The following is a 24495-nucleotide window of genomic DNA, read 5'->3' on the forward strand; positions in this document are numbered from 1 at the left end:
GACCCCTCGCTGCGCGCGTGTGTTCTCCTTAAGAAGACGCAGCCCCCGCCGCGGGATTACAGGCGAGGCGGCGACCTTATCGCACGCCGCCGGACCGCTTGCGTATCCCGGAGCGGCGGAGGACCCCTCGTCTGCATAGGCGAACGACAGGCCTGCGGCGCCGGGCGGACCATGCCGCAGGGGGCGACGCTACGCCTGCGTTACGGCTGACCGCGACGGCGGCTGGACGTCCATGCCGGCGCCCAGCCGCAGACGCTTGAGCATCAGGGCGTTGACCGCCACCAGCACCGAACTGCCGGACATCGACAGGGCGGCGATCTCGGGGCTGAGGGTGAAGGGATAGAGGACTCCCGCGGCCAGGGGAAAGGCGATGAGATTGTAGCCGACCGCCCACCACAGGTTCTGATGCATCTTGCGCAGGGTGGCGCGCGACAGCTCGATGGCCTTGACCACGTCGGCGGGGTCGCTGCGCATCAGCACCACGTCGGCGCTCTCTATGGCGACGTCGGTGCCGGCGCCGATGGCGAAGCCGACGTCGGCCTGGGTCAGGGCCGGGGCGTCGTTGACCCCGTCGCCAACCATGCCGACCCTGTGGCCCGCGGCCTGGAGTTCCTTCACCTTGAGCGCCTTGTCGCCGGGCAGGACCTCCGCCAGCACGATGTCGATCCCCAGTTCACCGGCGATACGCCGTGCGGTGCCGAGGTTGTCGCCGGTCATCATGGCCACCTTGACGCCCAGGGCCTGCAGTCGCCGGATGGTCGCCGCCGCGGTGGGGCGGACGGCGTCGGCCACGGCGATCAGACCGATGACCCGCCCGTCGCGGGCGATATGGACTACGGTGCGGCCGGCGCCCTGCAGCCGTTCGGATTCCGTCGCCAGCTCCCCGAGCTCGACGCCGTTGTCGGCCATGAGCATGCGGTTGCCGGAGAGGACGGTCCGCCCGGCCACGGTCGCCCGAAGTCCCTTGCCCCCGAAGGATTCGAAGCCGGCAGCGGCCAGTTCGGGGAGGTCCTTCGTCCGCTCCAGCACGGCCTTGGCGATGTGGTGTTCGGATCCTCGCTCCAGGGCCGCGGCCGTGGTCAGCAGGTCGGTCTCGTCCACTCCGGCGGCGGGGGTGACCTGGACCACTTTCGGCGCGCCCAGGGTCAGGGTGCCGGTCTTGTCGAAGACGATGACGTCCAGCTTGACGGCATGCTCGAGAGCGGCGGCGTTCTTGATCAGCACGCCGTGGCGCGCCCCCAGCCCCGTGCCCACCATGATCGCCATGGGCGTGGCCAGGCCAAGAGCGTCGGGGCAGGCGATGACGAAGACGGTGATGGTCAGGGTCAGGGCGAACAGCAGGGTCTGGCCCAGGGCCCAGAACCAGACGCCGAAGGTGAGCAGGCCGATGACGACAGCGGCCAGCACAAGCCACTGGGAGGCGCGGTCCGCGAGCAACTGGGCCGGGGCCTTGGAGTTCTGCGCCTCCTGCACCAGCTTGACAATCTGCGCCAGGGCGGTGTCGGCGCCTACCCGCGTCGCCCGATAACGGAAGGCGCCGGTCTTGTTGATCGCGCCGCCGGTCACGGAATCCCCGGCGCCCTTGGTCACGGGCAGGGATTCTCCGGTCAGCATGGATTCGTCGACCTCGGAGCCGCCGTCCTCGATCACGCCGTCCACGGGGATGCGGCCGCCCGGCCGGACGACCACCCGGTCGCCCACCAGCACGGCGGAGGTCGCGACCTCGACCTCGACGCCGTCGCGCAGCACCCGGGCGGTGGGCGGCGCCAGGTCCATCAGCCTGCGGATGGCGTCCGAGGCGCCGGCCCGCGCCCGCATCTCCAGCCAGTGGCCCATCAGGATGAAGACCAGCAGCAGGGCCGAGGCTTCGTAGAAGTCGGGCGCGTCGTAGAAGAAGGTGGCGCCGACGCTGAACAGGTAGCCGGTGCCGACGCTGAGCAGGACCAGCACCGCCATGTTGAGCACACCGCGTCGCAGGGCCCGGACGGCGGCGATGTAGAAGGGCCAGCCCGGATAGAGGATGGCGGCGCTGGCCAGGACGAACAGCAGGGGCTTCAGCGGCAGGCCGAACGGCGGCTCCACTCGCATGAAGTCCATGCCCATCGGGGCGAGCAGGAAGATCGGGAGGGTGAAGGCGACGGCGAAGAGGAAGCGGTTGCGCATGTCCCGGGCCATGGCCTGCATGTCCATGCCGGGGCCGTGCCCCATCTCGGCCATGTCGTCGGCGCCGGCTTGGGCAGGATGAGCAGAGGGCGCGTGGCCCTCATGGGCGGCCGCCGGAGCTGCGGGATGCTGGAGGTGCGACCGGGCGTCCACGACCTCCTCATGCGGGACGCAGATGTGACGCGGCACGACCTCGCCGCGGCAGTGGAAGCCGCAATCCCGCACCGCCTGTTCCAGTTCGACCTGGCTGACCAGGGCTTCGTCATATCGGATCGTCGCGGTCGCCGAGCCGAAGTTGGCGGCGGCTTCCAGCACGCCCTTCAGGCCCCGCAGGTGCTTCTCGATCACCAGTGAATCCAGCGGCGTGCTGAAACCGGAAACATCGACGGTAGTAGTATGCATGAAGGAAATTCCAGTCGAAAGCAGTTCAGTCTTGAGGTCGGTGGGATTCCGCGCCCTACAGGGGGCGTAGGCGGGGAACGAACGCGGGCGTAGCCTGCCGGTAAGCGCTCCAGGCCGGGCCGAAGCGGGCGGCGGTCTCTCGCTCCACCGCCATGGCGAGGCGCCAGTACAGGATGACCAGCGCCGGGAACATCGCCAGGGTGAGCAGCGTCGGCCATTGAAGCAAAAAGCCGATCATGATCAGCACGAAACCGGCATACTGCGGCTGGCGGATTGACCGGTAGGGACCGGTCGTCGCCAGCCGGCCTTCTCGTTGCGCGCTATAGAGCACCGGCCATGCCGCGGAGAGGAGCCAGAACCCGCCGCCAACGAGAACCAAGCTGAGAATATGGAAGGGCCCGAAGTGCGGGTGCGCTCGCCAGCCGAACATCATCTCAAGCAGGTGTCCGGCGTCATGGGACCACCAGTCCACGCCGGGAAAGCGGCTCTGTAACCAACCGGCCAACAGAAAGATCGTCAGCGGGAAACCGTACATCTCGGTGAAGAAGGCGATCAGGAAGGCGCTGAAGGCGCCGAAGGCGCGCCAGTCCCTCGCCGTCTTCGGCTTGAAGAAGGTGAAGGCGAAAAAGATGAACAGGATGGAGTTGAGGGCCACCAGCGACCAGAGCCCGTACGTTTGCGGTTCCGCCATGATCAGGCCTCCGGAGCTGGGGGACGGGCGCGGTCGCCCGGGTGGTCGGGGCCGTGCCCCCCGCCATGGCCGCCATGCATGGTCATGTGCAGCAGGGGACAGAGCAGCAACAGCAGGAACGGCGCCCAGCCGAGCAGGTGAACCCGGTGCTCGCCGATCAGCAGATAGGCCAGCCCCGCCGCGAAGGCGCCCAGGGTCAGAAGCCTGAAGACCCGGCCGGCGGCCGGGGATTTGGAGGTCATGCGAGGCGCCTTCCGTGCTGAACACCATCCCGTCGTCTGACGCCCCACCCGGCCAAACATTACGGACGCGTGGCGTCGACGATCGTAAGAGCCGCCCGTCGTCAGCGTCAGACGTGGACAGCTGGGTCGCGGTCAGGTGGGGAGTGCAGTCGGGCATGCCGTTCATTCTTGCTCTCAACAGCGGGTCCTCGACCTGCAAGTTCGGCGTTTTCGATCAGGGGCCGGGCGGACTGGCGCCCTGTCTGCGCGGCCGGATCGAAATGCACGGCGAGGCGCCCCGACTGCTGAGTTATGACCCGGCCGGGGCGGTTCTTTCAGACGAGCCCTGGCCTCGGACTTCGGCGCCGGACCTCCTCGGGTGGCTTGAGATGCGCCTGCCCGGACCGATCGCCGCCGTGGGCCATCGGGTGGTTCATGGCGGGCCGCGTTTCTGCGCGGCGACGCTTGTCACGGAGGCGGTCCTCGCGGCCGTGGCGGCGCTCGCGCCGCTCGCCCCCCTGCACCAGTCCCAGTCGCTGGCGGGGGCGTCCGCCCTTCGCGCCGCGCGGCCGGGGCTGCCGCAGGTCCTGTGCTTCGACACCGCCTTCCACGCGGGCCATGATCCCGTGGTTGACCGTTTCGCTCTGCCGAGGGTCTGGGAGGCGCGGGGTCTTCGCCGCTACGGGTTTCACGGCCTGTCCTATGAGTATCTCGCCGGACGTCTGGCGGCGCTCGACCCTCCCACGGCCGCCGGCCGTGTGGTCGCGGCCCACCTCGGCGGGGGAGCCAGTCTGTGCGCCCTCCGCGACGGGCGCAGCATTGACACCACCATGGGCGCCACGCCGCTCGACGGTCTGGTCATGGCCACGCGCTGCGGCAGTCTGGACGCGGGCGCGGTGCTCTATCTGTTGCGCGAGGGGGGACTGGACGCCGACGGCCTGACCGATCTGCTCTATCGCCAGTCGGGACTGCTCGGCGTCTCTGGCCTCAGCGGCGACATGCGCGACCTGCTCGAGAGCCGCGAACCGGCGGCGCGCGAGGCTCTGGATCTTTACGTCCATCGCGCCGCGCGCGAGATGGCGGCGCTGGCGGCCAGCCTCGGAGGGCTGGACGGCCTGGTCTTCACGGCGGGTGTCGGCGAGAACGCGCCGCGGATCCGAGCCGAGATCTGCGCGCGCCTCGGCTGGCTCGGGGTCAGGCTCGACGCCGCCGCGAACGAGCGCGGCGCCGGCCGTCTGAATGCGGCCGACAGCGCCGTGGCGGTCTGGATGATACCGACAGACGAGGAGGTTGTGATCGCGCGCCAGACGGCGGCGCTGCTTGATCTGGCGGAATGAAGCGCCGGGGGCAGGGGGCGCGGACGGCGTTCACCGGCCGCTGCGACGGGGACCGGTGGGCTCTTGTAAGGAGGCCGGCGATGACCCGACCAGGGCCGCGGGAGGCGGCCGGCGGCGCCTGCGTCGCCGGGGACTGCGACCCGGAAGCGCTGCGTCCACCGAAACCCCGGGAGAATCCCGTGACGTCGCTAGGTGATCCATCGCAGGCGCCGGAAGACGGTGCGGCGCGGGTCTGGAACGAGCTTCCGTAGCGACCGGGATCGGCGTCTTGCTCAGCCTCGGTTTGCGCCGGATCCCTGACCAGCGCCGCTGCACCGGTCAGGGCGTACTTCGCCTGGTGAACTGAACCAAGGATGCCGACGTTCGTTCAGATCAGGGTCAAGCACGGCCGCAGCCGTCATGTCGCGGACATCCCGTTGGCAGATGGCTTGATCCAGAGGATTCACGTCCATGACCAACTTCGCCCAACGGCCCGTCAGGCGGACGGCCATCGCCCTGTCAACACTTTCCCTGCTCGCCGCCGCCGGGTGCGCCAGCGCGCCTGCCTCAGGTACGGCGCCCCCGGATCGACCTATGGGCGGCATGCAGGCGCCGCATGCGGCCCAGGGCTCCGGCATGATGGGCGGCATGCAGATGCCGCCGGGAATGAACATGGCTCGGACACCCTTTTCTGAGGCCGAGATGAGCATGCACCGCGCCATGATGATGGCGACCGATGTGAACACCCAGCGGACCTGGGCGAGGAAGATGATCGCCCACCATAGAGGGGCTGTCGCTATGGCGCAGGCTCTGCTTGGAAGTGATGCGACAGACGTTGAGGTCCGTCGCATGGCTCAGGCGGTCATCGACGCGCAGACGAGAGAAATCGCAGAGCTCGAATCCTGGCTTGAGCGTCATCCCGGCTGATTGTAACGAGGGCGGCACGGCGGGGCCTGATCATGCTCTGTCCGTCGCCGTCCGTGCTCCCTGCCAGGCTGGAGGATTTGGGTTGGAACTTGAGCAGAGGCAGCTGATCCTCTCCATTCTCGGCCGCGCCGACACCCTGACCGTGGCGACGGTGCGTGAAGACGGTTGGCCGCATGCAACGGTTGTGAGTTTCGTCAACGATGAGCTCGACATCTATTTCGGGACGGCGCCCCACTCGCAGAAGATTGGAAACATCGCCCGTGACTCCCGGGTGTCCGCGACCGTCACGCCCGATCACGAGACTTCTAAAGACATCCAGGCGATCTCGCTCGCGGCAAGGGCGGAGCGTGTTACGGACCCCGGGGAGCTGTTGAGAGTGGCTGATCTGGTCTTAAGGAAATTTCCGAGACCAGGGCGTCCTGCGCCGGCGGCGGTGCTGGAGGGGGTGGTGGTGGTTCGCCTGCGCCCGACCATCGTCTCGGTCCTGGACTACAGCAGAACCTTCGGTCAGACGGAACTGATCGACCTGCGTGACGATCAGGCGCCACGCAGTCGCCAGGACAACCCGCCTTCATCCTCATAGGCATGGGATCATACTGTCGTCCGTCGCCCAGAGATGGGATCTGCCGTGGCCCGGATCGAGTGGCCCGGGCTGGCGCGGTGGCTCCGTCGCGTCTTCAGGGCGATTGGGCCCCTATGAGCACGACTGGCCTGATGCCGATCCATGGCGCGATCAGAACGCTTCGGGCCACACGGCCGGGAGCGTTCTGATCGGCGCCGTCACGGGGCTGGTGTCGTTCGGCGTGACGGCCGCCACACCAACCTCCGTGAGGCCTATTGACCGGGATTTCTGATCCCGCGCCCGCCGGGCCTAGACGACAAAAACCGGTGCAAAGCCCCCGCCCGGAGTTCGGAAGTTTGTCGTCTGGCCCTGATAGACTCGGGCGGCCGCCAGTAGCGGGTCGCCGTCGTAGACATAGAGACGGACATCGAGCTTCAGCGAACGGATCTCGCCGTCGACCCTGATCCGACGTTCGCTGGGCTTCGCGAATTCCTGGGCGATATAGCCGCCGAGCTGAATTTCCGCCCATACGCGCCGGGTGATCTTGTCGCCGCGGTAGACGGCCTTGCCACCATGGCCGCCGGCCGGCTTGAAGAAATATCGGTTGCGCGTCGTCCACAGCCTCTCTGCGTTCTCGGCAGTCACCAGGGTGGTTTTCGGGATCGCCGAAAGACCTCTCTGATGATCCGGAGCAAGTCCCCAACCGGCGACCATGTCCGGGTCTGACAGCAGGCTCAGGTTCCGCTTGTCGGCGAACAGAGCGTGGTTGCGCGGACTGGGCGTCAGAACGACGGCTCCGTTCTGATAGGCGTCACGCAGGGCTTCGTGCCCGTCAGCACCGAGGGAGAAGTCGACGAGGCGATTGTAGACGAGATCCACAATCTCGCCTTCATGCTCCAGTCGCCCCTGGGAGAAATGGAGTTCGGAGGGATCGGCGACCCACGCCGTAACGCCGCGCTGTTCGAAAAACCGCTGCGCCAACAGGAACTCCGGGAACAGATACTGATCCTTCGGGCGGTCATCGACGATGGCGATTGTCCGCGGTTGACCCGAGCGACCCTGCAACGCCCATTCGTTCAGGAACATCCGCCAGACGAGGGCTTCGAAGTCTCCCATCACCCGCGCGCGCATGGCGTCCTGGGCCTCGCGACAGCATTCGCCCTGGGCGTGAGCAAGAAACGCATTCAGGAATGCTCCTCCGGCGTTGGTATTCACCTCGATGAGTTTTGGACCGCCGTCGCCCAGATGAAAATCATAGCCCATGAAGACCCCGCGCGGGCCGAAGTCCCGGCGAGCGATGGCCGGGCCCCAACCCAGTACCGCCTCCTGATAGGCCGGGGTCCTGGCCGCAGCCTCGATGGCGGCCACGACGACCAGCATGGCCTCGATGTCCTGGGCGGACAGGAACACAGGCCCGCCGGAGAACAGGTTCGGTCGATCCGCAAGCAGCGCCGAGACAAGGTCCGGCTCCCCGGCCTGCTGACGGATCGCCGAGCTCAGACGGGTCCGGTCCAGCGTGATGCAGAAACAATCCCTGTTAAGCACCGCGTCGAAGGAGCCGTCACGGGTATCGTCGGTTGTCGCCATGGTGTTCCTTTGATCGGGCCGGGATCGAGGGTGTCAGGTCCCAGCGGCCGCGTACCGGATTGTGCGACGGCTTCGTCTTGCGAAGCAATCCGCGTGCGTTCGACTTCTGGAGCGCCGGTGCGCGACGGCGGGATCGTTTCGGCCCCGCGCCGTCCCGGGTTCGATACGTCGCTGCGGGCGAAGGCCCGCCGGACGACCGAAGATTCCGGCGATAAATCCCGCCTTCTCGGCGCCCGGCCGTGGAGAAGGGCGCCGGCGCGGCGTCCGTTGAGCCTGCATGAGGCGATAGCCCGGTCATGGATGATGACCAGGCCCTTTCGGCTCCGGACTGCGCCGCAGTGGAGCCGGCGGCAGGCGATGAGGCGGATCACGCTGTCGGGGTCGGCGCGGCCGGTGGAACGGTCCAGTTCGGCGGGGTCGGAATCAGAATGGCGCTCCTCGATCCAGGCGGCCGGGTGGGCGGTGAGGCCACGCACAGGCTGTCGCGTCGTCGACTTGGAGCACCTTCTCCGCGAAGGCTTTCCCGGTGACTTCTGCTGTCGTCAATGTCAGCGCCCGCAAAGCGGCTTGCGCCGGTCAAATGTCTCCCAGACCAGGGTCGTGCCGCTCGTGATCATGGCGCAATTGATCTCTTCGCCCGACGGCGACCAGCAGATGGCGGTGATGCGGTCGTAGCTTCGGCCGGTCTGCTCGCAGCGAAGGGTCTTGCCCGCGACAAGCCGGTTCAGTTCCGCTGTAGCGGAAGCGGCGCTGGCGGTCGGGCAAGGATGGCCCGGCGAACAGGTTTCGTCGGCCTCCCGCGCCGCCACGGCGTGGAGTCTGATCTTTGTACCGTCCTTGCAGCGCAGGGTGTCGCCGTCGTTCACATAGGCCACATTGCATCGGAAACCCGTCTCCGACGGCGACGATGGAAGCGCGTCTGCATCGGCCGTGGCGGGCGGCGACGCGTGACCAACGGCGTCCGCCGCAGGCCAGTTCAGGGCGGCGATGAAGGCGACAGCCATGAGGGTCGCCGTCATGGAGAGGAAGCGACTGTTGCGCCGGTATGGCTTGCAAGAGCCGGTTGAACGGGATGGTTTCGAGCTCATCGAGACAGGCTAGGGCCAATGGGTGAACGGGCCGTGAGCCGGGTATCCCGGTGAAGGAAAAGGAAGGGCGGCTGGGAGCGCTCCGATCGGGAGCGCCAAACAGGAGGACGCCATGTCGTCCCGACCCGCGTCGAACATCCGTGAATTCGCCCCTGCGCCAGCCTCGACCGTGGAGGACGGCGACCTTGACCTTCTGGCGGCGATCCTTTCGCGAACCCAGTCTCCAGCCGCCAGCCGGGCCGCCGCCGCCGATCTGATCGCGGACTTCGGAGGGCTGGCCGACGTCGCCGCGGCTGATGAAGCCGCCCTGCTTCGTGCCGGCCTCGCGACGGCCGCGGTCGCCGATCTCCTACGGATCCGGGCGCTGGCGGTGGCCATGGCGAGGGCGGAGGCCTGCCATCGACCGGTCCTGTCGTCATGGACCGCCCTGACGACCTATCTCCGCGCAGATATGGCCCATGCGCCTCGCGAGCAGTTTCGCGTCCTCTACCTCGACCGCCGCAACATCCTGATGAAGGACGAAGGGCGCGCTGACGGCCCCAACAACACCATCCTCGACAACTGCGCCGTCTACACCGCCTTCGCCGCCCTTGACCCCCTGACCCAGGACAAGGTGTCGAAAATGACCGGCGTCGTTCTCGAGACCCGGACAGGGCGGAGCGGCCCGGCGGGCTTCGGCGCCGGTCGGAGCTCGGTGTCGCGGTCGCAGACAGAACGACCCCTCCTTGAGCCGGGCGAGGTGCGCGGACTGCCGGACGAGGAGCAGATCGTCTTCGCCGCCGGCGTCCGGCCCCTTCGCGCGCGCAAGCTGCGCTACGACGCGGTGCAGCCCTTTCGCTCGCGGGCGCTGGCTGCGGCGCCGGATCAGGCGGCGCGGCTGGATACGCCCGGGGCGCCTCCGCATCCCTGGTCGGGCCGGCGCGGTTTCGGAGAGGATGCGAGCGCTGTCCTGCCCCTGTTCAAGGAGGCCGCGGCGGCCATGGATGATCGCAAGGCCGCCGCCCAGATGGCCGAGGCCTACAACGAGATGTTCAGAGGGCTCGCGGCCCAGAAGGCGGTGCTCGACCATATGCAGGGAGGGCGGGATGGCTAGGCAGTCCGGAGGAACCTGCCGCGTCCAGGTCTATCTCAGCGACCCCAAGGTGGTGACAGGCCTGAATCGCGAGGCGCGTGCGGGCCGCATGGCGCTGAGCCAGGCGGCCGGTCGCGCGATCGCCCGGGGGCTGCAGACCGCCGCTCGCGGCGACGCGGAGGACCGCCTGGAGGCGCTGGAGCGGGCCTTTCGCGACCATATGCGATCCACCGCCCGCGACATGCAGATCGTGCAGGAGCTCCTGGTCGAGATGGCCCGGGCCTTCTTTCAGCGGCTGCCGGACGCAGAGCCGGATGATGATCCGACTGTCCAGGCCTCGGTCGATCGCCGGGTCGACCGGATGCTGAACGACACGGCCGCTCGCATCGTCGCCGGCCGGATGCGGACCAGGGCGACCGCGGCCATGGGCCGGGGCGTGGACCGTGACGTCTGAGCCGGCGGCGACCGGCGAGCGTCGACTTGAGGCGCTCCGGCATGCGCTCGGCGAACCCATTCTGGCGGCGCTCGCGGATCCCCTTGTGGTCGAGGTGATGGCCAATCCCGACGGGCGTCTGATCCTGGACCGGGCGGGAGAAGGACGCGTCGATACGGGGGTGAGGCTGGCGGCGGAGGACCGCGAGCGCGCCATCCGCCTCGTCGCCGATTTCGGGGGCGAGACGACAGGGCGGGCCCAGCCGAGGCTGTCAGGCGTACTTCCCGGCGGTGGAGAGCGATTCCAGGCCGTCCTGCCGCCGGTGTCGTCCGCGCCCGCCTTCTCGATCCGGAAACGTCCAGCAGTGATCTGGACGCTCGACGACTATGTGCGCGACGGGGTCATGAGCGCCGCCCAGGCGCAGGCGCTCCGCGCCGCCGCGACGGGGCGACAGAACATCCTGATCTCGGGCGGTACCGGGTCCGGCAAGACCACCCTGGCCAACGCCATCCTGGCGGAGCCGGCCTTTGCCGGAGACCGCGTCTTCCTGATCGAGGATACCGCCGAACTGCAGTGCGCCGCCTGGGACCTGGTCGCCGTGCTGACGCGCCGGTCTCCGGCGGCGATCGGCGTGGCGGATCTGGTGAGGGACGCCCTGCGCATGCGACCCGACCGCATCGTCATAGGCGAGATGCGCGACGGGGCGGCCGCGCTGGAAACCCTCAAGAGCTGGAACACCGGCCACCCGGGCGGGCTGTCCACCCTGCACGCCAATTCCGCCGAGGACGTTCTGCGCCGGCTTGAGGACCTGATCGGCGAGGTGGCTGTGCGCATGCCCCGGCGCCTCATCGGCCAGTCTGTCGATCGCATCGTCCATATCAGCCGGACGAAGACGGGGCGGCGGGTGACCGGCGTGCTCGGGGTCCATGGCGAGGACGACGGCGCCTATTGCATCGACCGTCTGGCCTGAGCCCCGTTTCGTCACACGCAAGCCTCTGGCTCCTGGCGCCCATGCGCGGCGTGCCGCCGGGCCTCGGACACGCGGACGAAGGCATGCCGCATCGATCAAATGGGCTCTGATTTCTCGGGACGAGGTTCGTCGACGCCTGTCTCCTGTGTGGTCGTCGGGCGTCCTGCCGGCGGGATCAGGCTGGGGCGTCGCAAGTCGTGGCAAGTCCTGGCGGCCCTAACCCTCATGAATGGTCTCGGCTTTTTCCGGCATGAGCGGCGGTGTCGTGCGACTTGTGGATGACTTGCTCAGGACTTGCTTGCAAGTTGTGGAAAACATTGAATAAATATTGTTGACAGGGTGTGGATAAGTTTGCTTGCAATGAGTCGGGACGCGCTGAAACGTCCTGAACCAGGAAGCAAAACCATGAGCGGACTTCTTTCACGTCGCCTCGGCGGCGCTGCGATGACCTGCGCCCTGATGGCGGCCGGACCGGCCCTCGCGGGTGGATCGGGCATGCCCTGGGAGGGGCCGCTGCAGCAGGTGGTGCAGTCCATCACCGGGCCCGTCGTCCAGGCGGTCGCCGTGGTGGCGGTGGTGATCTTCGGCGTCGCCGTGGCCATGAGCGAAAGCGGGTCGAACCTGAGGCGCGGCCTGGGCATCATGTTCGGCCTCTGCATCGCCTTCGCCGCCTCGACCTTCTTCCTCGACTTCTTCGGCTTCGCCGGCGGCGTGGAGGTCGCGTGATGGCGGGTGCAAGCGATCATCCCGAGGGCTGGACCCTGCCGGTGGCCCAGGCCCTGGCCACGCCGGTGCTGATGGCCGGCATGCCGCGGGAATACGCCATCGCCATGGGCACCATCGCCCTCGTCTTGGGCCTGGCGCTTCGCATCTGGTGGCTGGGTCTGCTGTGGTGGGCCTGCGCCCATGCGGTCGGCCTCTGGGCCGCGCGGTCGGACGCCCGCTTCTTCGATGTCCTGCGGCGGCATCTGGCGCTGCCCGGCCACCTGGACGCCTGAGATGCGCTTCCTCGACGAACATCGCCGGCGTCCGGCCAGTCTGGCCGATCACCTGCCCTGGGCCGCCCTGGTCGCGCCCGGCGTGGCGCTGAACAAGGACGGCTCCTTCATGACGGCCTTCCGCTTTCGCGGTCCGGACCTGGAGTCCTCGACCGAGGAGGAGTTGATGGCGGTGCGCGCCCGGCTCAACAACGCCCTGCGCCGACTGGGCACAGGCTGGTGCCTGCATGTCGAGGCGCGCCGACGACCGGCGGCGCCCTATCCGGAGAGCGATTTCGACATCGACGCGGCCTGGCTGGTCGACGCCGAACGCCGCCGGCGGTTCGAGGAGGCCGATCCGGCCTTCGAGACCGACTATCGTCTGGCCCTGACCTGGCTGCCCCCGGCCGACGACAGCCGCCGCATGGAGCGCTGGATGTTCGACGGACTCTCAGCCGGAGCGACCGACTGGCGCCAGGCCCTCGAGCGATTCCGGCGCGAGGCGGGGGCGACCTTCGACCTCCTGTCCGACGCCCTGCCTGAAATCTTCTGGCTCGATGACGCAGAGCTGCTGACCTGGCTCCATGACACGGTTTCAACCCGGTCGATGACGGTCGAGCCGCCCAATCCGCCCATGTTCCTCGACGCCTGGCTGGCCGACACGGCGATGACGGGCGGCGCGACGCCCCGCCTGGGGGACCACTGGCTCAAGGTGGTGTCCGTGCGCGGCCTGCCCGCCGCCACCCGGCCCGGCTTGCTGGACGCGCTGGGCGCCCTGCCGTTCGCCTATCGCTGGACGGCGCGCTGGATCGCCCTCGACAAGGCCGCGGCCGAGCTCGAGATCGTCAAGCTGCGCAAGCGATGGTTCGCCAAACGCAAGGGCGTCGGCGTCCTGCTCCGCGAGGCGGTCACCAAGGAGGAGACGCCGCTTCTCGATACGGACTCCGTGTCCAAGACGGAGGAGTGCGACGGCGCCCTGGCGGCGCTCGGCGCGGACGCCTGCGCCTTCGGCTACCTGACCCTGACCGTGACCGTGCTCGACGCCAGCCCGTCCGGAGCGGCGGCCAAGGCGCGGGCGATCGAGGGCGTGCTCAACGCCCAGGGGCTCATCGCCCGGGTCGAGGACCTGAACGCCGTGGAGGCCTGGCTTGGATCCCTGCCGGGCGAGCCCTACGCCGACGTGCGGCGGCCCCTGGTCTCTACGCTCAACCTCGCCGACCTCCTGCCGGTCTCGGCCGTCTGGGCCGGGCCGGCGGGCGACGGCGCCCTGGACGGCCCGCCTCTGGCCACGGCGCGCACGACCGGCTCCACGCCGTTCCGGCTGGTCCTTCATGTCGGCGACGTCGGTCACGCCATGGTCGTAGGGCCGACGGGCGCGGGCAAGAGCGCCCTCCTGTCCTTCCTGGCCCTGCAGTGGTTCCGCTATCCGGACGCCCGGGTGGTCTTCTTCGACAAGGGGCGGTCTGCGCGGGCGGCGACCCTGGCCGCAGGCGGGTGCTGGCGCGCCCTGGAGCCCGGCGGCGCTGTCGCCTTGCAGCCGCTGGCGGGGATCGACGACCCCGGCGAGCGGGCCTGGGCGGCGGAATGGCTCGGGGAGGCGTTGCGCTTTGCGGGCGTGGAGCCGCGTCCCGAACTGCGCGAGGAGATCTGGTCGGCGCTGAACGCCCTGGCGGCCGCGCCCCGCGCGCAGCGCACCCTGACGGTCTTCTGCGCCCTCGTGCAGAACCGCGACGTCTCGACGGCGCTTGAACCGCTGACGCTGAAAGGGCCGCATGGGAGCCTGCTGGACGGCGCCGACAGTGATCTGGCGCCCAGCCGCTTCGACACCTTCGAACTCGAGACCCTGATGGCCACGCCGTCAGTCGTCGGTCCGGCCCTGTCGGCCCTGTTTCATCAGCTCGAGGCCGGCTTCGACGGGCGGCCGACCCTGCTGGTCCTGGATGAGGCCTGGCTTTTCCTGGGGGAGGGCGCCTTCGCCGCCCGGATCCGGGAATGGCTGAAAACCCTGCGCAAGAAGCGGGTCTGCGTGGTCTTCGCCACCCAGAGCCTGGACGACGTCGCGGCCTCGCCGATCGCCGCGACCCTGATCGAGAGCTGCCCCACCCAGGTCTTCCTGCCCAATCCCCGGGCGCTGGAGCCGGCGTCCGGCGACCTCTACCGGGCCTTCGGCCTGACACGGCGCCAGCTCGAGCTCATCGCCTTCGCGCCGCCCAAGCGGGCCTACTACTGGCGCCAACCCCACGGCAGGCGGCTGTTCGATCTGCGCCTGACCGGGGTGGCCCTGGCCCTGTGCGGCGCCGGCTCGCCCGAAGACCAGACCCTGATCGACAGGGTCCTCGCCCGGAGCGGCCCCGAGCGGTTCGCCCGTGAATTCCTCAAAGCCAAGGGAGTGCAGCATGTCGACGATGTCTTCGACGCCTTCGCGCCGCCGCTTGCAGCGGAATAGGCGCCTGGCCGCAACGGCCGCGGCGATTCTGGTCGTCCTGGGATCAGGGACGGCCAGCGCCCAGCAGGTGGTATTCGATCCGAAAAACCATCTGGAGAATGCGCTGCAGACGGCGCGCCAGCTGGAGAGCCTCGCCAATGAGGCCCGCAGTCTGGCGGCCTCGCCCTATAGCCACCTGGCGCAGAACAGCCGGGCCTTGCAGGAGATGGCGGCGCTGGCCCGGAGCGTGGAAGGCCTGGGGGCGACGGCGGCGGCCCTGGAACAACAGTTTCAGGACCTCTACGCGGGCGACCTCGACAGCGCCGACCTGCAGGCCTTGATCCGACAGGGCGAGGGCCGCAGCGACAACGCCCGACGCACGGCCTTCGATCTCGCGCGTCACGCCGCGGAACTGGAGCGGCTGGGGCAGGGGCGGGAGGGGCGACTCAGCGGCGCCCTGTCCGCCAGCCAGTCCGCCGGGGGACAGACGGCCGCCGTCCAGTCCTCGAACCAGATCCTCGCCGTTCTGGCTGAGGATCTGGCGGCCATGCGCTCGATCGTGTTGGCCCAGTCCCGGCTGCTGGCCGAACAGGCCGCCCGTCAGACGGCGGACCAGACGGCCGGCGACGCCGCGCGGCGTCGGGCCTGGGCGCGCGAGGCGGTCGTCCCTCCGCCGGCGGCCTTCGACCCCTTCTCCCGCGCAAGGGACTGAGCCCATGGCCGTCGGCATGGAGACCCCCAACGAATTGATGACCGTGTTCTCGAACACGGTCACGGCCGGGTTCGCCGCCCTGGAGGGCTCGGTCAACAACGTCTTCGGCCTGCTGATCGTCCTGGTCGTCGCCCTGACCGGCATCCAGTGGGCCCTGTCGCCGCAGCGCGAGATTCTCGCGGCCGGCTTCGGCAAGATCCTCCTGGTCGGGGCCTTCGCCTGGCTGATCAACGACTGGCAGGCCCTGTCCGAGACCATCTACGCCGGCTTCATCGAACTGGGCCTGACGGCCGGCGGGGGCGACTTGAGCCGCGAGGACTTTCTCAATCCCGGCGCCATCCTGGCCCAGGGCTGGGCCATCGTGAAGGCCCTGGGCGACACGCCGGCTCCGGTCGCCAATCCGCTCGACGTGGTCGGCAACCTGACCGACGCCCTGATCCTCGGTGTGGCCATGATCGGCATCATGCTGGCCTTCGCGGTCCTGGCCCTGCAGATCATCGTGGCCCTTCTCGAGTTCAAGATCGTCACCCTCGGCGGCTTCGTCCTCCTGCCCTTCGGCATCTGGAGCCGGACCGCCTTCCTGGCCGAGAGGCCGCTCGGCTATGTGGTGTCCTCGGGCCTCAAGGTCCTGGCACTCGCCATCGTCGTCTCCGGCGCCCGCACCGTCTTCGACCAGCTCCAGCCCTCGGCCAACCCCGACATCTACGAGGCCCTCAGCATCCTGGTGGCCTCCATCCTCCTGGCCATGCTGGCCATCTTCATTCCCAGCCTCGCCTCCGCCCTGGTGACCGGCGGTCCGGCTCTGGGCGCGGGCGCCGCCATGGCCGGCGGACTGGCGGTCGGCGGCGCAGGCTTGCTGGCCGGGGCGGCCCTCGCCGGCGCTGGCGCCATGGCCGGAGGCGGCGCAGCCCGTCTGGCGGGACCGTCGCGGGCAGCGGCCGGCGCGGGAAGCGGCGGCGGTCGAGGGCCGGGAGGGCCGGGTCCTTCATCCACGCCTGGTCCGTCCGGAGGCGTCCCGGGCGCCCCGGGCGCATCGCGTGGACCGGGCGGCGCCGGCCCGTCAGGCCGAAACGCCGGGGCGCGGGCGGGATCGGCGACATCCGGGACGCGAGGCGGGGAGGGGCCTTCCGGCGGCGTCGCCGAGACCGATACGGCGCCTTCGGGCTCGTCCGGATCGCGGCGCGCCCGTGAGACCGAGACGGCGCGGCGGGACTTCCACCGGGCCGTCCAGAACGGGGAGCGCCGCGCGCCGCGAGGGGCGAGCGGGCGGTCCCGGGCGCTCCAGGCCTTTTTCGTCGCCAACGCCGGTCGCGGCCTGGCGCCCTCCAGTGAAACCAGCGGCGTGCTTACCCCCAATCTCCGGACTGAGGAGCCCTGACCATGCATCCCTTCTTCCGCCCGCGCCGGGCCTTGACCTCGGCGCCCGAGGCCACGCCCTACCAGAGGGCCGGCCAGGTCTGGGACGACCGCATGGGGCTGTCCCTGGCCCACGCCCGCAACTGGCGCAGGATGGCCGTCGCCAACCTCGCCCTGGCCGTCTTCCTCGGCGCCGGCTGGTGGGTCCAGGCCGACCGGGCCGTGGTCAAACCCTTTGTGGTGGAGGTGTCCGACTGGGGCGAGACCCAGAGGATCACGGCCATCGGCGGACGCTACGAGCCGAACGACGCCCAGGTCGGCCACGCCCTGGCCGGATGGATCCGCGACGTGCGCTCCAAGAGCATTGATCCCATCGTGCTTCGCCAGAACTGGCTGCGGGCCTACGACCTGCTGACGCCGAAGGCGGCGTCCTTCCTCAACGCCTGGGCCCAGACTCGCGACCCCTTCGCCGAGGTCGGGCGCGAGGCCGTCAACGTCGAGGTCCTCAACGTCGTGCGGCGATCGGGCCGGACTTTCGACCTGCAGTGGCGCGAGACCCGGTTCATCAACGGCCAGTCGGCCGGGAGCGAACGATGGCGGGCCCTGATCACCACCGGCGTCCAGGCCCCGCGCAATGAGGCGGAGCTGATGAAGAACCCTCTCGGATTGAAAATTGAGGACGTGTCATGGACCCCCGACGCTTCATGATCCCGCTCGGCGCGGGACTGCTCGCCGCCTGGTCGCCCCTGCCGGACCCGGTCGAACCTGTGGCGGAGACAGCGCGGCCCTATGTCGAGGCGGCGCCCGGGCCGACCGTGCGAAGAGGCCGACGCGCCATAGCCGACGCCAATGTCGAGGCGCGCGCGGCCTCGCGTTCCGACCGGTTCGAGGGCGGGATCCAGGTCTTCGCCTGGTCGCCCGGACGGGTCTACGAGGTCTGGACCTCGCCGCTGCGGGTCACCACCCTCACCCTGGCGGAAGGCGAGACCCTGGTCGCCAAGGCGGCCGGAGACACGGTCCGCTGGCAGGTGGGAGAGGCGAGTTCCGGCGATGGGGTTGGCCGGCGAACCCATGTCCTGCTGAAGCCGCTGCAGCGCGGGCTGGAGACCAATTTGATCCTGACGACCGACCGGCGCGTCTATCTGATCGCGCTGAAGAGCGGGGCGCCCGAGGCCTTCAATCCGGCGATCGCCTGGGACACGCCGCCGGCGGTCGTTGCGTCTGATCCGATCGAGCCTGCGCCCATGCCGGAAGTTGGACCGGTGAGACCCGAGGGGCCGCTGAACGCTCGCTACGCGATCGAGGGGCGAAGAATCGCCTGGACGCCGACGGCCGTGTTCGACGACGGACGCCGCACCTTCATCGCCTTCGGGCCGGGCCTGGAGGCCGGGGAGGCGCCGGCCCTGTTCGTCATCGCCCCGGACGGACAGGCCCAGTACGTGAATTACAGGCAGTCTGGCGGCCTCTTCATCGCGGACCGGCTGTTCGATCGCGCCGAACTGCGGATCGGGGAGCGCCGACCGCAGATCGTGCGAATTCGGCGTCTCGGGGAGGCGCGGCCATGAACGATGTCCAGCCTCCCGGAGTCGGCCAGTCCGCAGCCGCTCCCAAGAGCCCGGCGCTGGAACTCGACGGCCGCGCGCCGCGTCCGGCCGTGGTCCGGCTGCGGTCGTCGATGGTGAAGCTGGTCATCGGGAGCGCCGGCCTGGTGCTCGCCGGGGCCCTGACCTGGGCCTTCGTGGTGCAGCCGGAGCTGCGCGAGGCGTCCCGCGCCCGCGTGGCGGGAGGCCGCGACGACGATGTCCGGCGCGCTGTGCGACCGGCCGAGCAGGTGACGGACCAGCCGGCCACATATGACCGTCTGCCGCCTCCGAGAGGTGAAGCAGCCGCCGAGCCGGTGGCGACCCATGTCCGTGGGCGCGATCGGAGGGAACCCGTAGCGGGCGGCTACAACGCGCCGACGCAGGGCCGGGGCGCTGGGCCCGATGCGCGGGACCTGGCCGTCCGCTCGGGCCTGATGTTCGAAACGGCCGGTGCGGATCGTCCTGCGCCCGTCGCCGCGGCATTGCAGCCGGTCTCGACGCGCACCGGAGATTTAGGGCGGGCGCCCGGGAGCGACGTCTACAACCGGCACGGCCTGACGGCCCCTATCTCGCCCTTCGAACTGAAGGCCGGGACCCTCATGCCGGCGGTCTTGCTGACGGGGGTGGATACCTCGCGGCCGGGGCCGGTGATCGCCGCCATGACCCAGAACCTTTACGACACAGTGGCCGGCCGGCACCTGCTGGCGCCCCAGGGCTCCCGGCTCATCGGGCGGCATGAAGGCGATAGCGCCTATGGCGACCGGCGCGCCTTCATCGTGTGGGAGCGGCTGATCCTGCCCAATGGCAAGAGCCTGGTGCTGGAGGCCGAGCCGGGCGTGGACGCGCGCGGCGCCGTCGGGGTGCAGGGGCGGGTCGACCGGCGTCTCGGCGCCCTGGTGATCGGGACCCTGTTCGCCGGGGCCGTCACCACCCTGGGACAGATGGCGCGCGACGAGGGCGTTCGTGGCGGGGGCTCCTTCCTCGGGGATGCCGGCGACGCCGCGGCGATCGAAGGGGCGCGGGTCGGCGGCCGCCTGATCGACCGGGAACTGGAGGTGCGGCCCGTGGTGCGCGTGCAGGCGGGCGAGCGCGTCCAGGTGATGATCACCCGCGACCTGATCCTGGAGCCTTACAGATGATCCGGACCTTCACGCCCCGCGGCTGGGCGGCTGTCCTGGTTGCGGTGACGGCCGTCCCGGGCCTCCCGGCGGCCGCCAGAGCGCTGCCGACACTCGTCCTTATCAATGAGACCCGGAGCCTTCCGCGAGGGCTCTACGTCCGGCGTCCCGGCGAAAACGTCCAGCGAGGCGCGACGGCGGCCTCCGTTCAGCCTGACAGCGCACGGGCCTACCTGGCGAGCTTGGGCGCTCCGCCCGACATGCTCCTGCTCAAACGGGTGGCGGCCGTGGACGGCGACGTGGTCTGCCGGGAGGGCGAGCGGGTGTTCACCCCGGCAGGCGAGGCGAGGGTGCTTGGGCAGGACAGGCGCGGGGCTGTCCTGTCGGCATGGGCAGGGTGCCGTCGGCTTGAGGCGGATGAGGTCTTCCTGCTGGGGGAGGCTGCAGAGAGTTTCGACAGCCGCTATTTCGGCCCGGTGAATCGCCGCGAACTCAGGGGCGTCTTCACGGCGGTGGCGACATGGTGAGGCTGGGCGCACTGACCCTTTCATTCGCGCTGGCCGGGACCGCTGGCGTCGTACAGGCGCAAAGCGTGGACTGGCGTGCGGCGGGGGGCGACATGTTCGGCGCGCCGACCGTCGTGATCCTTGAGACGGTCGATGAGGAGATCGTCCGCATTCCCGATCTGGATCCGCCCTATCGCGAGGCGATCGCGGCGGCGGCGGCCCGCCATGGACTGGACGCCAAGCTGCTCCACGCTCTCGTTTTGACAGAAAGCGCCTATCGGCCGAACGCTGTCTCCCCGGCCGGAGCGGCGGGCCTGACGCAACTCATGCCGGGGACAGCGCGGGACCTCGGCGTCGAGGATCGCTTCGACCCGGTTGAGAACCTGCGCGGCGGCGCGGACTACCTGGCGCGCCAGCTCAGGCGTTTTCAGGACGTCAGGCTGGCTCTGGCTGCGTTTAACGCCGGGCCGGCCAGAGTAGCCTCCCTCGGGCGCGTCCCTCGCATAAGGGAGACCGAACAGTACGTTGAATCTGTTATTGAATGCTATCTCGCCTTGAGCGCCGGCCGGGTCGTCACGAACTCACGCCAGTGCCGGCGGGAGGGCGCGCCATGATCCCTGACGTTTCCGGCGATGACGCCATGGTTCCGCAGGGCGACGATGATCTGTTGACCCGTGCGGAGGCCTCGGCCTTCCTCGCGCTCCTGGGCGTCCGGCTCAAGCCCGCCACCCTCGCGCGCCTCTGGTCGACGGCGTCCAACGGTCCGCCCTGCCGCCATATCCGCTCCAGGCCCTACTACCCGCGCGGACTGTTGCGGGACTGGGCGAAGGCGCAGATCACCGAGGTGCGGACCGGCGCGCCCCCGGCGGCCAGGAGCCGGGGCCGTGCGTGAGATCGGCGCCATTGATCACACGACGTTGGACGGACTGCTCGCGGATCCGGCGACGAGCTTCGCCCTCAAGGCTGTGATCGAGGCATGGGCTGAAAGGGATGGTCTGGATGCGGAGCATGACGCCCGTCTTCTCCATGCCGCCCTCGCCAGGGACGTCGACCATCGCCTGGGCCTGGCGCCGTGAACTTCCGGGTGGATGGAGAATTCATCGATTCAGGCGGACCGGAGGACCGGTTGCTGCCCTGGAGGCGTGTCCAGGACATCGCGGGCATCAGTCGGTCCACGGCCTGGCGGATGCAGCGGAACGGAGAATTTCCGACGCCCGTGACGGTTTCGCCGGGTAGGGTGGGGTGGTGGGAGAGCGAGCTGACGGCCTGGAAGGGCGCGCGGGGGACGACGAGGGCGCTGGTCCCGCCTTCGAGACCTCGGCTGCCCGGCATGCCGCGCCGGGCGCCCGGTCGTTCAGCGCCGGCGGCGTCGAATGGAGTCTGTGATCGACAAGAGAAGTCGGAGGTCTCGAAGGAGGCTACGAGACCGCCTGAACGAAAACGGCGCGCCCGCCCGATCCACGTCGATCAGATCGACTTCGGCTTTTAGGCGATCAGGCTTTGCCTTAAGAAGATGACGTGGGGGCGACCGACCTCGCCTTCACGGACAGTTCGGACCGTCTCTCGCCGAGCGGGCCGAACTGTCATTCCGTGATGCGCGACACTGTCAGGCTTCGGGCGATCCCTCGCAACATCATCATCGAACGACGCCGTGAAGAACGGCTCCGGCGGCCCCTATCACAGGGAGCGGGCGACATCGGCCAAGACAGTCTGGCTGGCCTTCAATGGGAAACTGACAGCAGAGTTGGACGAGTGTGTCTTCCTGAACCTAGGCCGCCGATAAGTTCAGCGCGGTTTAACCATCGGTCGCCACGCTAGTGGAGTTCGCTGCCGTCCTCAGGATTCACATTTCGCAAGCGTCCTGACCTCTCCTGAACCAGAAGTTCGACCGTTTCACCCTTGGCCAGGCGCGTTCTGGCCGTTCTGATGGCGGCATCAAGGGCGTCGACGCTGAAATCGAAACGGCCGGCTTCAAGTCCGGGGCATAGGACCTGCCATATCCCGCCGCGTTGCACGACAATGATGCGAGTGAGGTCAGGTGCGGCCGACATAGGGGCTCCCAGGAGACGCGCTGAACCATAGGAGGACGGTGCGCCCTCGAGCAAGACGGTTCTGATTTCGGCTTCCAGACTTCGGTCCGACAGTAGCCGGCTCCCTCAGCAGAAGTGCGGGGTTTGGTTGCAGCGAGTCTGCTCCGCCCTGCGGAACTTCGACGAATGGTCCGCGTTCCGTGGATTCCTCCCCCAGGTCGGGAGGGCCACGGTCCGACCATCACGCTTTTGGCCCCCCCTGTTGGCGCGCTGGTCGGACCGTTTCTATTCACTGCACATGTCGTTAAATCCGTGGGCGATATTGGCCTTGCGGTAGCGTGGGGTCTCGGGGTTTCCGGGCGGCGGAGGTGATGGCGATGGCGAAGTATGCACCCCTGGTGCGGTATCTGCGACGGCAGCGGACACCGGAAGTGACGCTGACCTTTCGTGATATCGAGAGGATTGTCGGAGGCTTTCTGCCAAAAGCGTCCTCTGACCTGGATTGGTGGCGGGCGGAGGCTGCTGCGTCAGCGCCGCCGCAGAAGCGCGCCTTTGCCGAGGCGGGTTTCACCGCCCAGCCAGAAATCAGGTCCGAGCGGGTTCTATTCGTTCGCGCTGCTTCGACGTCCCTGCATGGATCCCAGGCCGCCGGATGATATTGCGCCGTAGAGAAGCGTTTCGCAGCGCCTGAGCTTCGAGCCGTGACTTCAGGGGGCGTCAGGACGCGCCTGCATCGCCCATTGTTCACTTGAACCGGTCCAGACGTTCGCCGATCAGCTTGATGTTGGTCCTGGTCACGCCGTGGGCCTCGGCCAGGTCGGGCCAGTCGCGCACTGCTGCGCGCGTCTGGTCGATGATTTCGTTCACCCGCGTCTTCTTGAGCGCGGCCGTTTCGCCGAGCCGCCGCAAGTGATCGACGGTGGGATTCCGGCCTTCGCCCATCACCATCGTCGTCTGCTCGGCTCCGGGACCGGAGGAGAAGGTCAGGTCATAGGCAGGCGATAGTCGCCATTCGCCTTGCGCGTTCATGAGGAAGGTGAAGTTCTTGGCGTGATCGTCACGATTGTGGGCGATGACGTTGAAGGCGGCGAGGCGAAACATCTTCTCGACTTCGCGCACGTCGCGGGTCAGTCGCGCGGTCAACGCCACGAGGCCTTCGTAATCCAGCGAAGGAATCCGGTGGTCGGCGTGAAGCAGGCCCGAGGCCGTGTGGGCGTGCAGGCGCTTGTCGCCATCGCGATCAAAGCGACGGGTGGCGAAGTAGGCGGCGCCCCTGCCGGTCGTGAGGAGACGCGTTTCCATCATCTCGATGCCTGCGGCGAACGCCATGCGAGCGTAGGCGAATTCGATCGCTCCGGCGTCCTTGCCGTCATGGCTGTTGGGAAACTTGACCAGCCAGTGATCATAGCCGTCTGGGAGCGATCGTGCGCCGTGCAACGCCTCCCCGGAGACCGTATTGAAACCGATCATCGCTTTCGGACGCGCGCCCGCCGATGAGCCGTTGAGGGCGATGAGTTCGGTCAGAACGTCATCCGCCTGACCCTCGAGCACCTCCTGGGCCTGATCGGCGATCCGGTCGAGTTCTAGCGTCTGGGGGGGCGCCGCCTCTTCAGGCGTGAGGTCAGGCTCGTAAGTCAGGGTGCCCATGCCATGGGCGCCCACGTGCGCCAGCCTGTCGAGCGGGCTGAACTGTTCCGGAAGAAGGCCCTGGACGCGCAAGGCGCGATCGAACAGGAGGCGGCCCCAGCCATCGGGCAGACTGTCATTGAAAACGCCCGGCAGGCCTTCGAACAGGGCGGGATCAGCCGTCTGAAGGCCTGGTCGCAACGGCAGGCTGAGCGGTGAAATTTCGACGGCGTTCGCGATGAAGTCGGCGTCGTACTCGAAATAGATTCTGCGATCGCGCGCGGCCAATCGGCCCACGCGGATTGGGCCTTCGCCGAAGTCCAGACCAACGGCCACTGCGGGTACGGGTGAAAGGTTCATGTGCGCCATCCGTTCTTCCGGCTGGAGCGAGGATCACCCTTCAGGACCTCGTCAATCGAGGCAAACGTCAACGCTTCTGGTTTGGCCGCCTCGATGGTCGCCTCAAGGCCGCCGACAATGGACAGCAGCTTCACAAGAGCTTCGGTGGAGCCCAAGCCAGTACGCTCGAATTTACGCAGCGTCCCCAGAGGCACGCCGGATCGTGCAGAAAGACCAGCCTGGGTGAAGCCCATCGCAACGCGGCGCTCACGGATATTTCCGCCGAGTTTCTCAAGGGCGCGAGCAGGGGTGATAAGTGATATCATCAGAGCGATAATAGGGCAAAGTGCCAAATAATGATACCATTCTATCACTAATAGTTCTGGTGACG

General features: G+C 68.6%; 28 protein-coding genes. 20 read left to right on the forward strand and 8 right to left on the reverse strand.

Going from position 1 to position 24495, the window contains the following annotated elements; all coding sequences use genetic code 11:
- Positions 1-189: 189 nt before the first annotated feature.
- The 3 genes from IFE19_RS05335 to IFE19_RS05345 are packed head-to-tail and all read right to left on the reverse strand — an operon-like array spanning position 190 to position 3498.
- A complete protein-coding gene (locus IFE19_RS05335; RefSeq protein ID WP_003164947.1) occupies positions 190-2565 on the reverse strand; it encodes a heavy metal translocating P-type ATPase in 2376 nt (791 codons plus the stop codon).
- A 55-nt stretch (positions 2566-2620) separates the two neighbouring features.
- Entirely contained in the window at positions 2621-3256 is a 636-nt protein-coding gene (locus tag IFE19_RS05340) for a methyltransferase family protein (RefSeq protein ID WP_207826242.1), read from the reverse strand.
- 2 nt (positions 3257-3258) lie between these two features.
- Positions 3259-3498, reverse strand: coding sequence for a DUF2933 domain-containing protein (locus IFE19_RS05345; protein ID WP_050796666.1), 240 nt, complete (start codon positions 3496-3498; stop codon positions 3259-3261).
- A gap of 155 nt (positions 3499-3653) precedes the next feature.
- Here IFE19_RS05345 and IFE19_RS05350 point away from each other — a divergent pair, with 155 nt between their 5' ends.
- From IFE19_RS05350 to IFE19_RS05360, 3 genes are all read left to right on the forward strand, one after another.
- A complete protein-coding gene (locus IFE19_RS05350; protein WP_088491595.1) occupies positions 3654-4814 on the forward strand; it encodes an acetate/propionate family kinase in 1161 nt (386 codons plus the stop codon).
- 450 nt (positions 4815-5264) lie between these two features.
- Positions 5265-5720, forward strand: a complete 456-nt coding sequence (locus IFE19_RS05355; protein ID WP_198935240.1) for a DUF305 domain-containing protein — start codon at positions 5265-5267, stop codon at positions 5718-5720.
- An 82-nt stretch (positions 5721-5802) separates the two neighbouring features.
- Positions 5803-6303 carry a pyridoxamine 5'-phosphate oxidase family protein gene (locus tag IFE19_RS05360; protein ID WP_003164943.1) on the forward strand — a complete coding sequence of 167 codons (501 nt, stop codon included), beginning with the start codon at positions 5803-5805 and terminating at the stop codon, positions 6301-6303.
- A 288-nt stretch (positions 6304-6591) separates the two neighbouring features.
- Here IFE19_RS05360 and IFE19_RS05365 read toward each other — a convergent pair whose 3' ends face one another.
- Positions 6592-7869: an ATP-grasp domain-containing protein gene (locus IFE19_RS05365; protein WP_040345387.1), complete on the reverse strand. Its 1278-nt coding sequence runs from the start codon at positions 7867-7869 to the stop codon at positions 6592-6594.
- Positions 7870-8417: 548 nt separating this feature from the next.
- Positions 8418-8873, reverse strand: coding sequence for a thermonuclease family protein (locus IFE19_RS05370; RefSeq protein WP_225910420.1), 456 nt, complete (start codon positions 8871-8873; stop codon positions 8418-8420).
- A 196-nt stretch (positions 8874-9069) separates the two neighbouring features.
- Between IFE19_RS05370 and IFE19_RS05375 the strand changes: the two genes are divergently transcribed.
- From IFE19_RS05375 to IFE19_RS05450, 16 genes are all read left to right on the forward strand, one after another.
- On the forward strand, positions 9070-10050 hold the full coding sequence (locus tag IFE19_RS05375; RefSeq protein WP_207826244.1) for a type IV secretory system conjugative DNA transfer family protein: 981 nt from the start codon (positions 9070-9072) through the stop codon (positions 10048-10050).
- The gene (locus IFE19_RS05380) at positions 10043-10483 is read left to right on the forward strand and encodes a hypothetical protein (protein WP_115616101.1); all 441 of its coding nucleotides are present in this window, start codon (positions 10043-10045) and stop codon (positions 10481-10483) included. Before IFE19_RS05375 ends, IFE19_RS05380 begins: the two co-directional genes overlap by 8 nt.
- Entirely contained in the window at positions 10473-11432 is a 960-nt protein-coding gene (trbB, locus tag IFE19_RS05385) for a P-type conjugative transfer ATPase TrbB (RefSeq protein WP_050796653.1), read from the forward strand. The genes IFE19_RS05380 and trbB overlap by 11 nt, the downstream gene beginning before the upstream one ends.
- A 405-nt stretch (positions 11433-11837) precedes the next feature.
- A complete protein-coding gene (locus tag IFE19_RS05390) occupies positions 11838-12158 on the forward strand; it encodes a TrbC/VirB2 family protein (protein WP_040345376.1) in 321 nt (106 codons plus the stop codon).
- Positions 12158-12430: a VirB3 family type IV secretion system protein gene (locus tag IFE19_RS05395; protein WP_003164909.1), complete on the forward strand. Its 273-nt coding sequence runs from the start codon at positions 12158-12160 to the stop codon at positions 12428-12430. Before IFE19_RS05390 ends, IFE19_RS05395 begins: the two co-directional genes overlap by 1 nt.
- Before the next feature lies 1 nt (position 12431).
- Positions 12432-14855: a conjugal transfer protein TrbE gene (gene trbE, locus IFE19_RS05400; protein ID WP_088491601.1), complete on the forward strand. Its 2424-nt coding sequence runs from the start codon at positions 12432-12434 to the stop codon at positions 14853-14855.
- A complete protein-coding gene (locus IFE19_RS05405; protein WP_088491598.1) occupies positions 14806-15546 on the forward strand; it encodes a conjugal transfer protein TrbJ in 741 nt (246 codons plus the stop codon). Before trbE ends, IFE19_RS05405 begins: the two co-directional genes overlap by 50 nt.
- Positions 15547-15550: 4 nt before the next feature.
- Entirely contained in the window at positions 15551-16924 is a 1374-nt protein-coding gene (trbL, locus tag IFE19_RS05410; protein WP_225910421.1) for a P-type conjugative transfer protein TrbL, read from the forward strand.
- Positions 16925-16926: 2 nt separating this feature from the next.
- Entirely contained in the window at positions 16927-17610 is a 684-nt protein-coding gene (gene trbF, locus IFE19_RS05415) for a conjugal transfer protein TrbF (protein ID WP_050796649.1), read from the forward strand.
- A complete protein-coding gene (trbG, locus tag IFE19_RS05420) occupies positions 17589-18467 on the forward strand; it encodes a P-type conjugative transfer protein TrbG (protein ID WP_115616102.1) in 879 nt (292 codons plus the stop codon). Before trbF ends, trbG begins: the two co-directional genes overlap by 22 nt.
- Positions 18464-19624, forward strand: coding sequence for a TrbI/VirB10 family protein (locus tag IFE19_RS05425; RefSeq protein WP_050796647.1), 1161 nt, complete (start codon positions 18464-18466; stop codon positions 19622-19624). Before trbG ends, IFE19_RS05425 begins: the two co-directional genes overlap by 4 nt.
- 239 nt (positions 19625-19863) lie before the next feature.
- On the forward strand, positions 19864-20130 hold the full coding sequence (locus IFE19_RS18075) for a S26 family signal peptidase (protein WP_003164903.1): 267 nt from the start codon (positions 19864-19866) through the stop codon (positions 20128-20130).
- A 92-nt stretch (positions 20131-20222) separates the two neighbouring features.
- The gene (locus tag IFE19_RS05435) at positions 20223-20723 is read left to right on the forward strand and encodes a lytic transglycosylase domain-containing protein (protein ID WP_225910422.1); all 501 of its coding nucleotides are present in this window, start codon (positions 20223-20225) and stop codon (positions 20721-20723) included.
- A complete protein-coding gene (locus IFE19_RS05440; protein WP_115616103.1) occupies positions 20720-21001 on the forward strand; it encodes a hypothetical protein in 282 nt (93 codons plus the stop codon). Before IFE19_RS05435 ends, IFE19_RS05440 begins: the two co-directional genes overlap by 4 nt.
- The gene (locus tag IFE19_RS05445; RefSeq protein WP_003164900.1) at positions 20994-21185 is read left to right on the forward strand and encodes a hypothetical protein; all 192 of its coding nucleotides are present in this window, start codon (positions 20994-20996) and stop codon (positions 21183-21185) included. Before IFE19_RS05440 ends, IFE19_RS05445 begins: the two co-directional genes overlap by 8 nt.
- An 8-nt stretch (positions 21186-21193) precedes the next feature.
- Positions 21194-21598, forward strand: a complete 405-nt coding sequence (locus IFE19_RS05450) for a helix-turn-helix transcriptional regulator (RefSeq protein ID WP_225910484.1) — start codon at positions 21194-21196, stop codon at positions 21596-21598.
- Positions 21599-21923: 325 nt separating this feature from the next.
- On the opposite strand, the gene IFE19_RS05455 is transcribed toward IFE19_RS05450, so the two are convergent.
- Positions 21924-22160: a hypothetical protein gene (locus tag IFE19_RS05455; RefSeq protein WP_040345367.1), complete on the reverse strand. Its 237-nt coding sequence runs from the start codon at positions 22158-22160 to the stop codon at positions 21924-21926.
- A 356-nt stretch (positions 22161-22516) separates the two neighbouring features.
- Here IFE19_RS05455 and IFE19_RS18165 point away from each other — a divergent pair, with 356 nt between their 5' ends.
- Positions 22517-22795 carry a DUF7662 domain-containing protein gene (locus tag IFE19_RS18165; RefSeq protein WP_081461937.1) on the forward strand — a complete coding sequence of 93 codons (279 nt, stop codon included), beginning with the start codon at positions 22517-22519 and terminating at the stop codon, positions 22793-22795.
- Positions 22796-22883: 88 nt separating this feature from the next.
- Here IFE19_RS18165 and IFE19_RS05460 read toward each other — a convergent pair whose 3' ends face one another.
- Together IFE19_RS05460 and IFE19_RS05465 are read right to left on the reverse strand one after the other, a co-directional pair.
- A complete protein-coding gene (locus tag IFE19_RS05460; protein WP_225910423.1) occupies positions 22884-24125 on the reverse strand; it encodes a type II toxin-antitoxin system HipA family toxin in 1242 nt (413 codons plus the stop codon).
- The gene (locus IFE19_RS05465; RefSeq protein WP_172575514.1) at positions 24122-24430 is read right to left on the reverse strand and encodes a helix-turn-helix domain-containing protein; all 309 of its coding nucleotides are present in this window, start codon (positions 24428-24430) and stop codon (positions 24122-24124) included. The genes IFE19_RS05460 and IFE19_RS05465 overlap by 4 nt, the downstream gene beginning before the upstream one ends.
- Between the last annotated feature and the right edge of the window lie 65 nt (positions 24431-24495).

This window comes from Brevundimonas pondensis (genome assembly GCF_017487345.1).
Classification (GTDB): domain Bacteria; phylum Pseudomonadota; class Alphaproteobacteria; order Caulobacterales; family Caulobacteraceae; genus Brevundimonas; species Brevundimonas pondensis.

Coding starts and splice junctions, on each gene's coding strand:
- IFE19_RS05335 (WP_003164947.1), bottom strand. CDS start 2,565: ATGCATACTACTACCGTCGATGTTTCCGGTTTCAGCACGCCGCTGGAT.
- IFE19_RS05340 (WP_207826242.1), bottom strand. CDS start 3,256: ATGGCGGAACCGCAAACGTACGGGCTCTGGTCGCTGGTGGCCCTCAAC.
- IFE19_RS05345 (WP_050796666.1), bottom strand. CDS start 3,498: ATGACCTCCAAATCCCCGGCCGCCGGCCGGGTCTTCAGGCTTCTGACC.
- IFE19_RS05350 (WP_088491595.1), top strand. CDS start 3,654: ATGCCGTTCATTCTTGCTCTCAACAGCGGGTCCTCGACCTGCAAGTTC.
- IFE19_RS05355 (WP_198935240.1), top strand. CDS start 5,265: ATGACCAACTTCGCCCAACGGCCCGTCAGGCGGACGGCCATCGCCCTG.
- IFE19_RS05365 (WP_040345387.1), bottom strand. CDS start 7,869: ATGGCGACAACCGACGATACCCGTGACGGCTCCTTCGACGCGGTGCTT.
- IFE19_RS05370 (WP_225910420.1), bottom strand. CDS start 8,873: ATGGCTGTCGCCTTCATCGCCGCCCTGAACTGGCCTGCGGCGGACGCC.
- IFE19_RS05375 (WP_207826244.1), top strand. CDS start 9,070: ATGTCGTCCCGACCCGCGTCGAACATCCGTGAATTCGCCCCTGCGCCA.
- IFE19_RS05380 (WP_115616101.1), top strand. CDS start 10,043: ATGGCTAGGCAGTCCGGAGGAACCTGCCGCGTCCAGGTCTATCTCAGC.
- IFE19_RS05390 (WP_040345376.1), top strand. CDS start 11,838: ATGAGCGGACTTCTTTCACGTCGCCTCGGCGGCGCTGCGATGACCTGC.
- IFE19_RS05395 (WP_003164909.1), top strand. CDS start 12,158: ATGGCGGGTGCAAGCGATCATCCCGAGGGCTGGACCCTGCCGGTGGCC.
- trbE (WP_088491601.1), top strand. CDS start 12,432: ATGCGCTTCCTCGACGAACATCGCCGGCGTCCGGCCAGTCTGGCCGAT.
- IFE19_RS05405 (WP_088491598.1), top strand. CDS start 14,806: ATGTCGACGATGTCTTCGACGCCTTCGCGCCGCCGCTTGCAGCGGAAT.
- trbL (WP_225910421.1), top strand. CDS start 15,551: ATGGCCGTCGGCATGGAGACCCCCAACGAATTGATGACCGTGTTCTCG.
- trbF (WP_050796649.1), top strand. CDS start 16,927: ATGCATCCCTTCTTCCGCCCGCGCCGGGCCTTGACCTCGGCGCCCGAG.
- trbG (WP_115616102.1), top strand. CDS start 17,589: ATGGACCCCCGACGCTTCATGATCCCGCTCGGCGCGGGACTGCTCGCC.
- IFE19_RS05425 (WP_050796647.1), top strand. CDS start 18,464: ATGAACGATGTCCAGCCTCCCGGAGTCGGCCAGTCCGCAGCCGCTCCC.
- IFE19_RS18075 (WP_003164903.1), top strand. CDS start 19,864: ATGCTCCTGCTCAAACGGGTGGCGGCCGTGGACGGCGACGTGGTCTGC.
- IFE19_RS05435 (WP_225910422.1), top strand. CDS start 20,223: ATGTTCGGCGCGCCGACCGTCGTGATCCTTGAGACGGTCGATGAGGAG.
- IFE19_RS05440 (WP_115616103.1), top strand. CDS start 20,720: ATGATCCCTGACGTTTCCGGCGATGACGCCATGGTTCCGCAGGGCGAC.
- IFE19_RS05455 (WP_040345367.1), bottom strand. CDS start 22,160: ATGTCGGCCGCACCTGACCTCACTCGCATCATTGTCGTGCAACGCGGC.
- IFE19_RS18165 (WP_081461937.1), top strand. CDS start 22,517: ATGGCGAAGTATGCACCCCTGGTGCGGTATCTGCGACGGCAGCGGACA.
- IFE19_RS05460 (WP_225910423.1), bottom strand. CDS start 24,125: ATGAACCTTTCACCCGTACCCGCAGTGGCCGTTGGTCTGGACTTCGGC.
- IFE19_RS05465 (WP_172575514.1), bottom strand. CDS start 24,430: ATGATATCACTTATCACCCCTGCTCGCGCCCTTGAGAAACTCGGCGGA.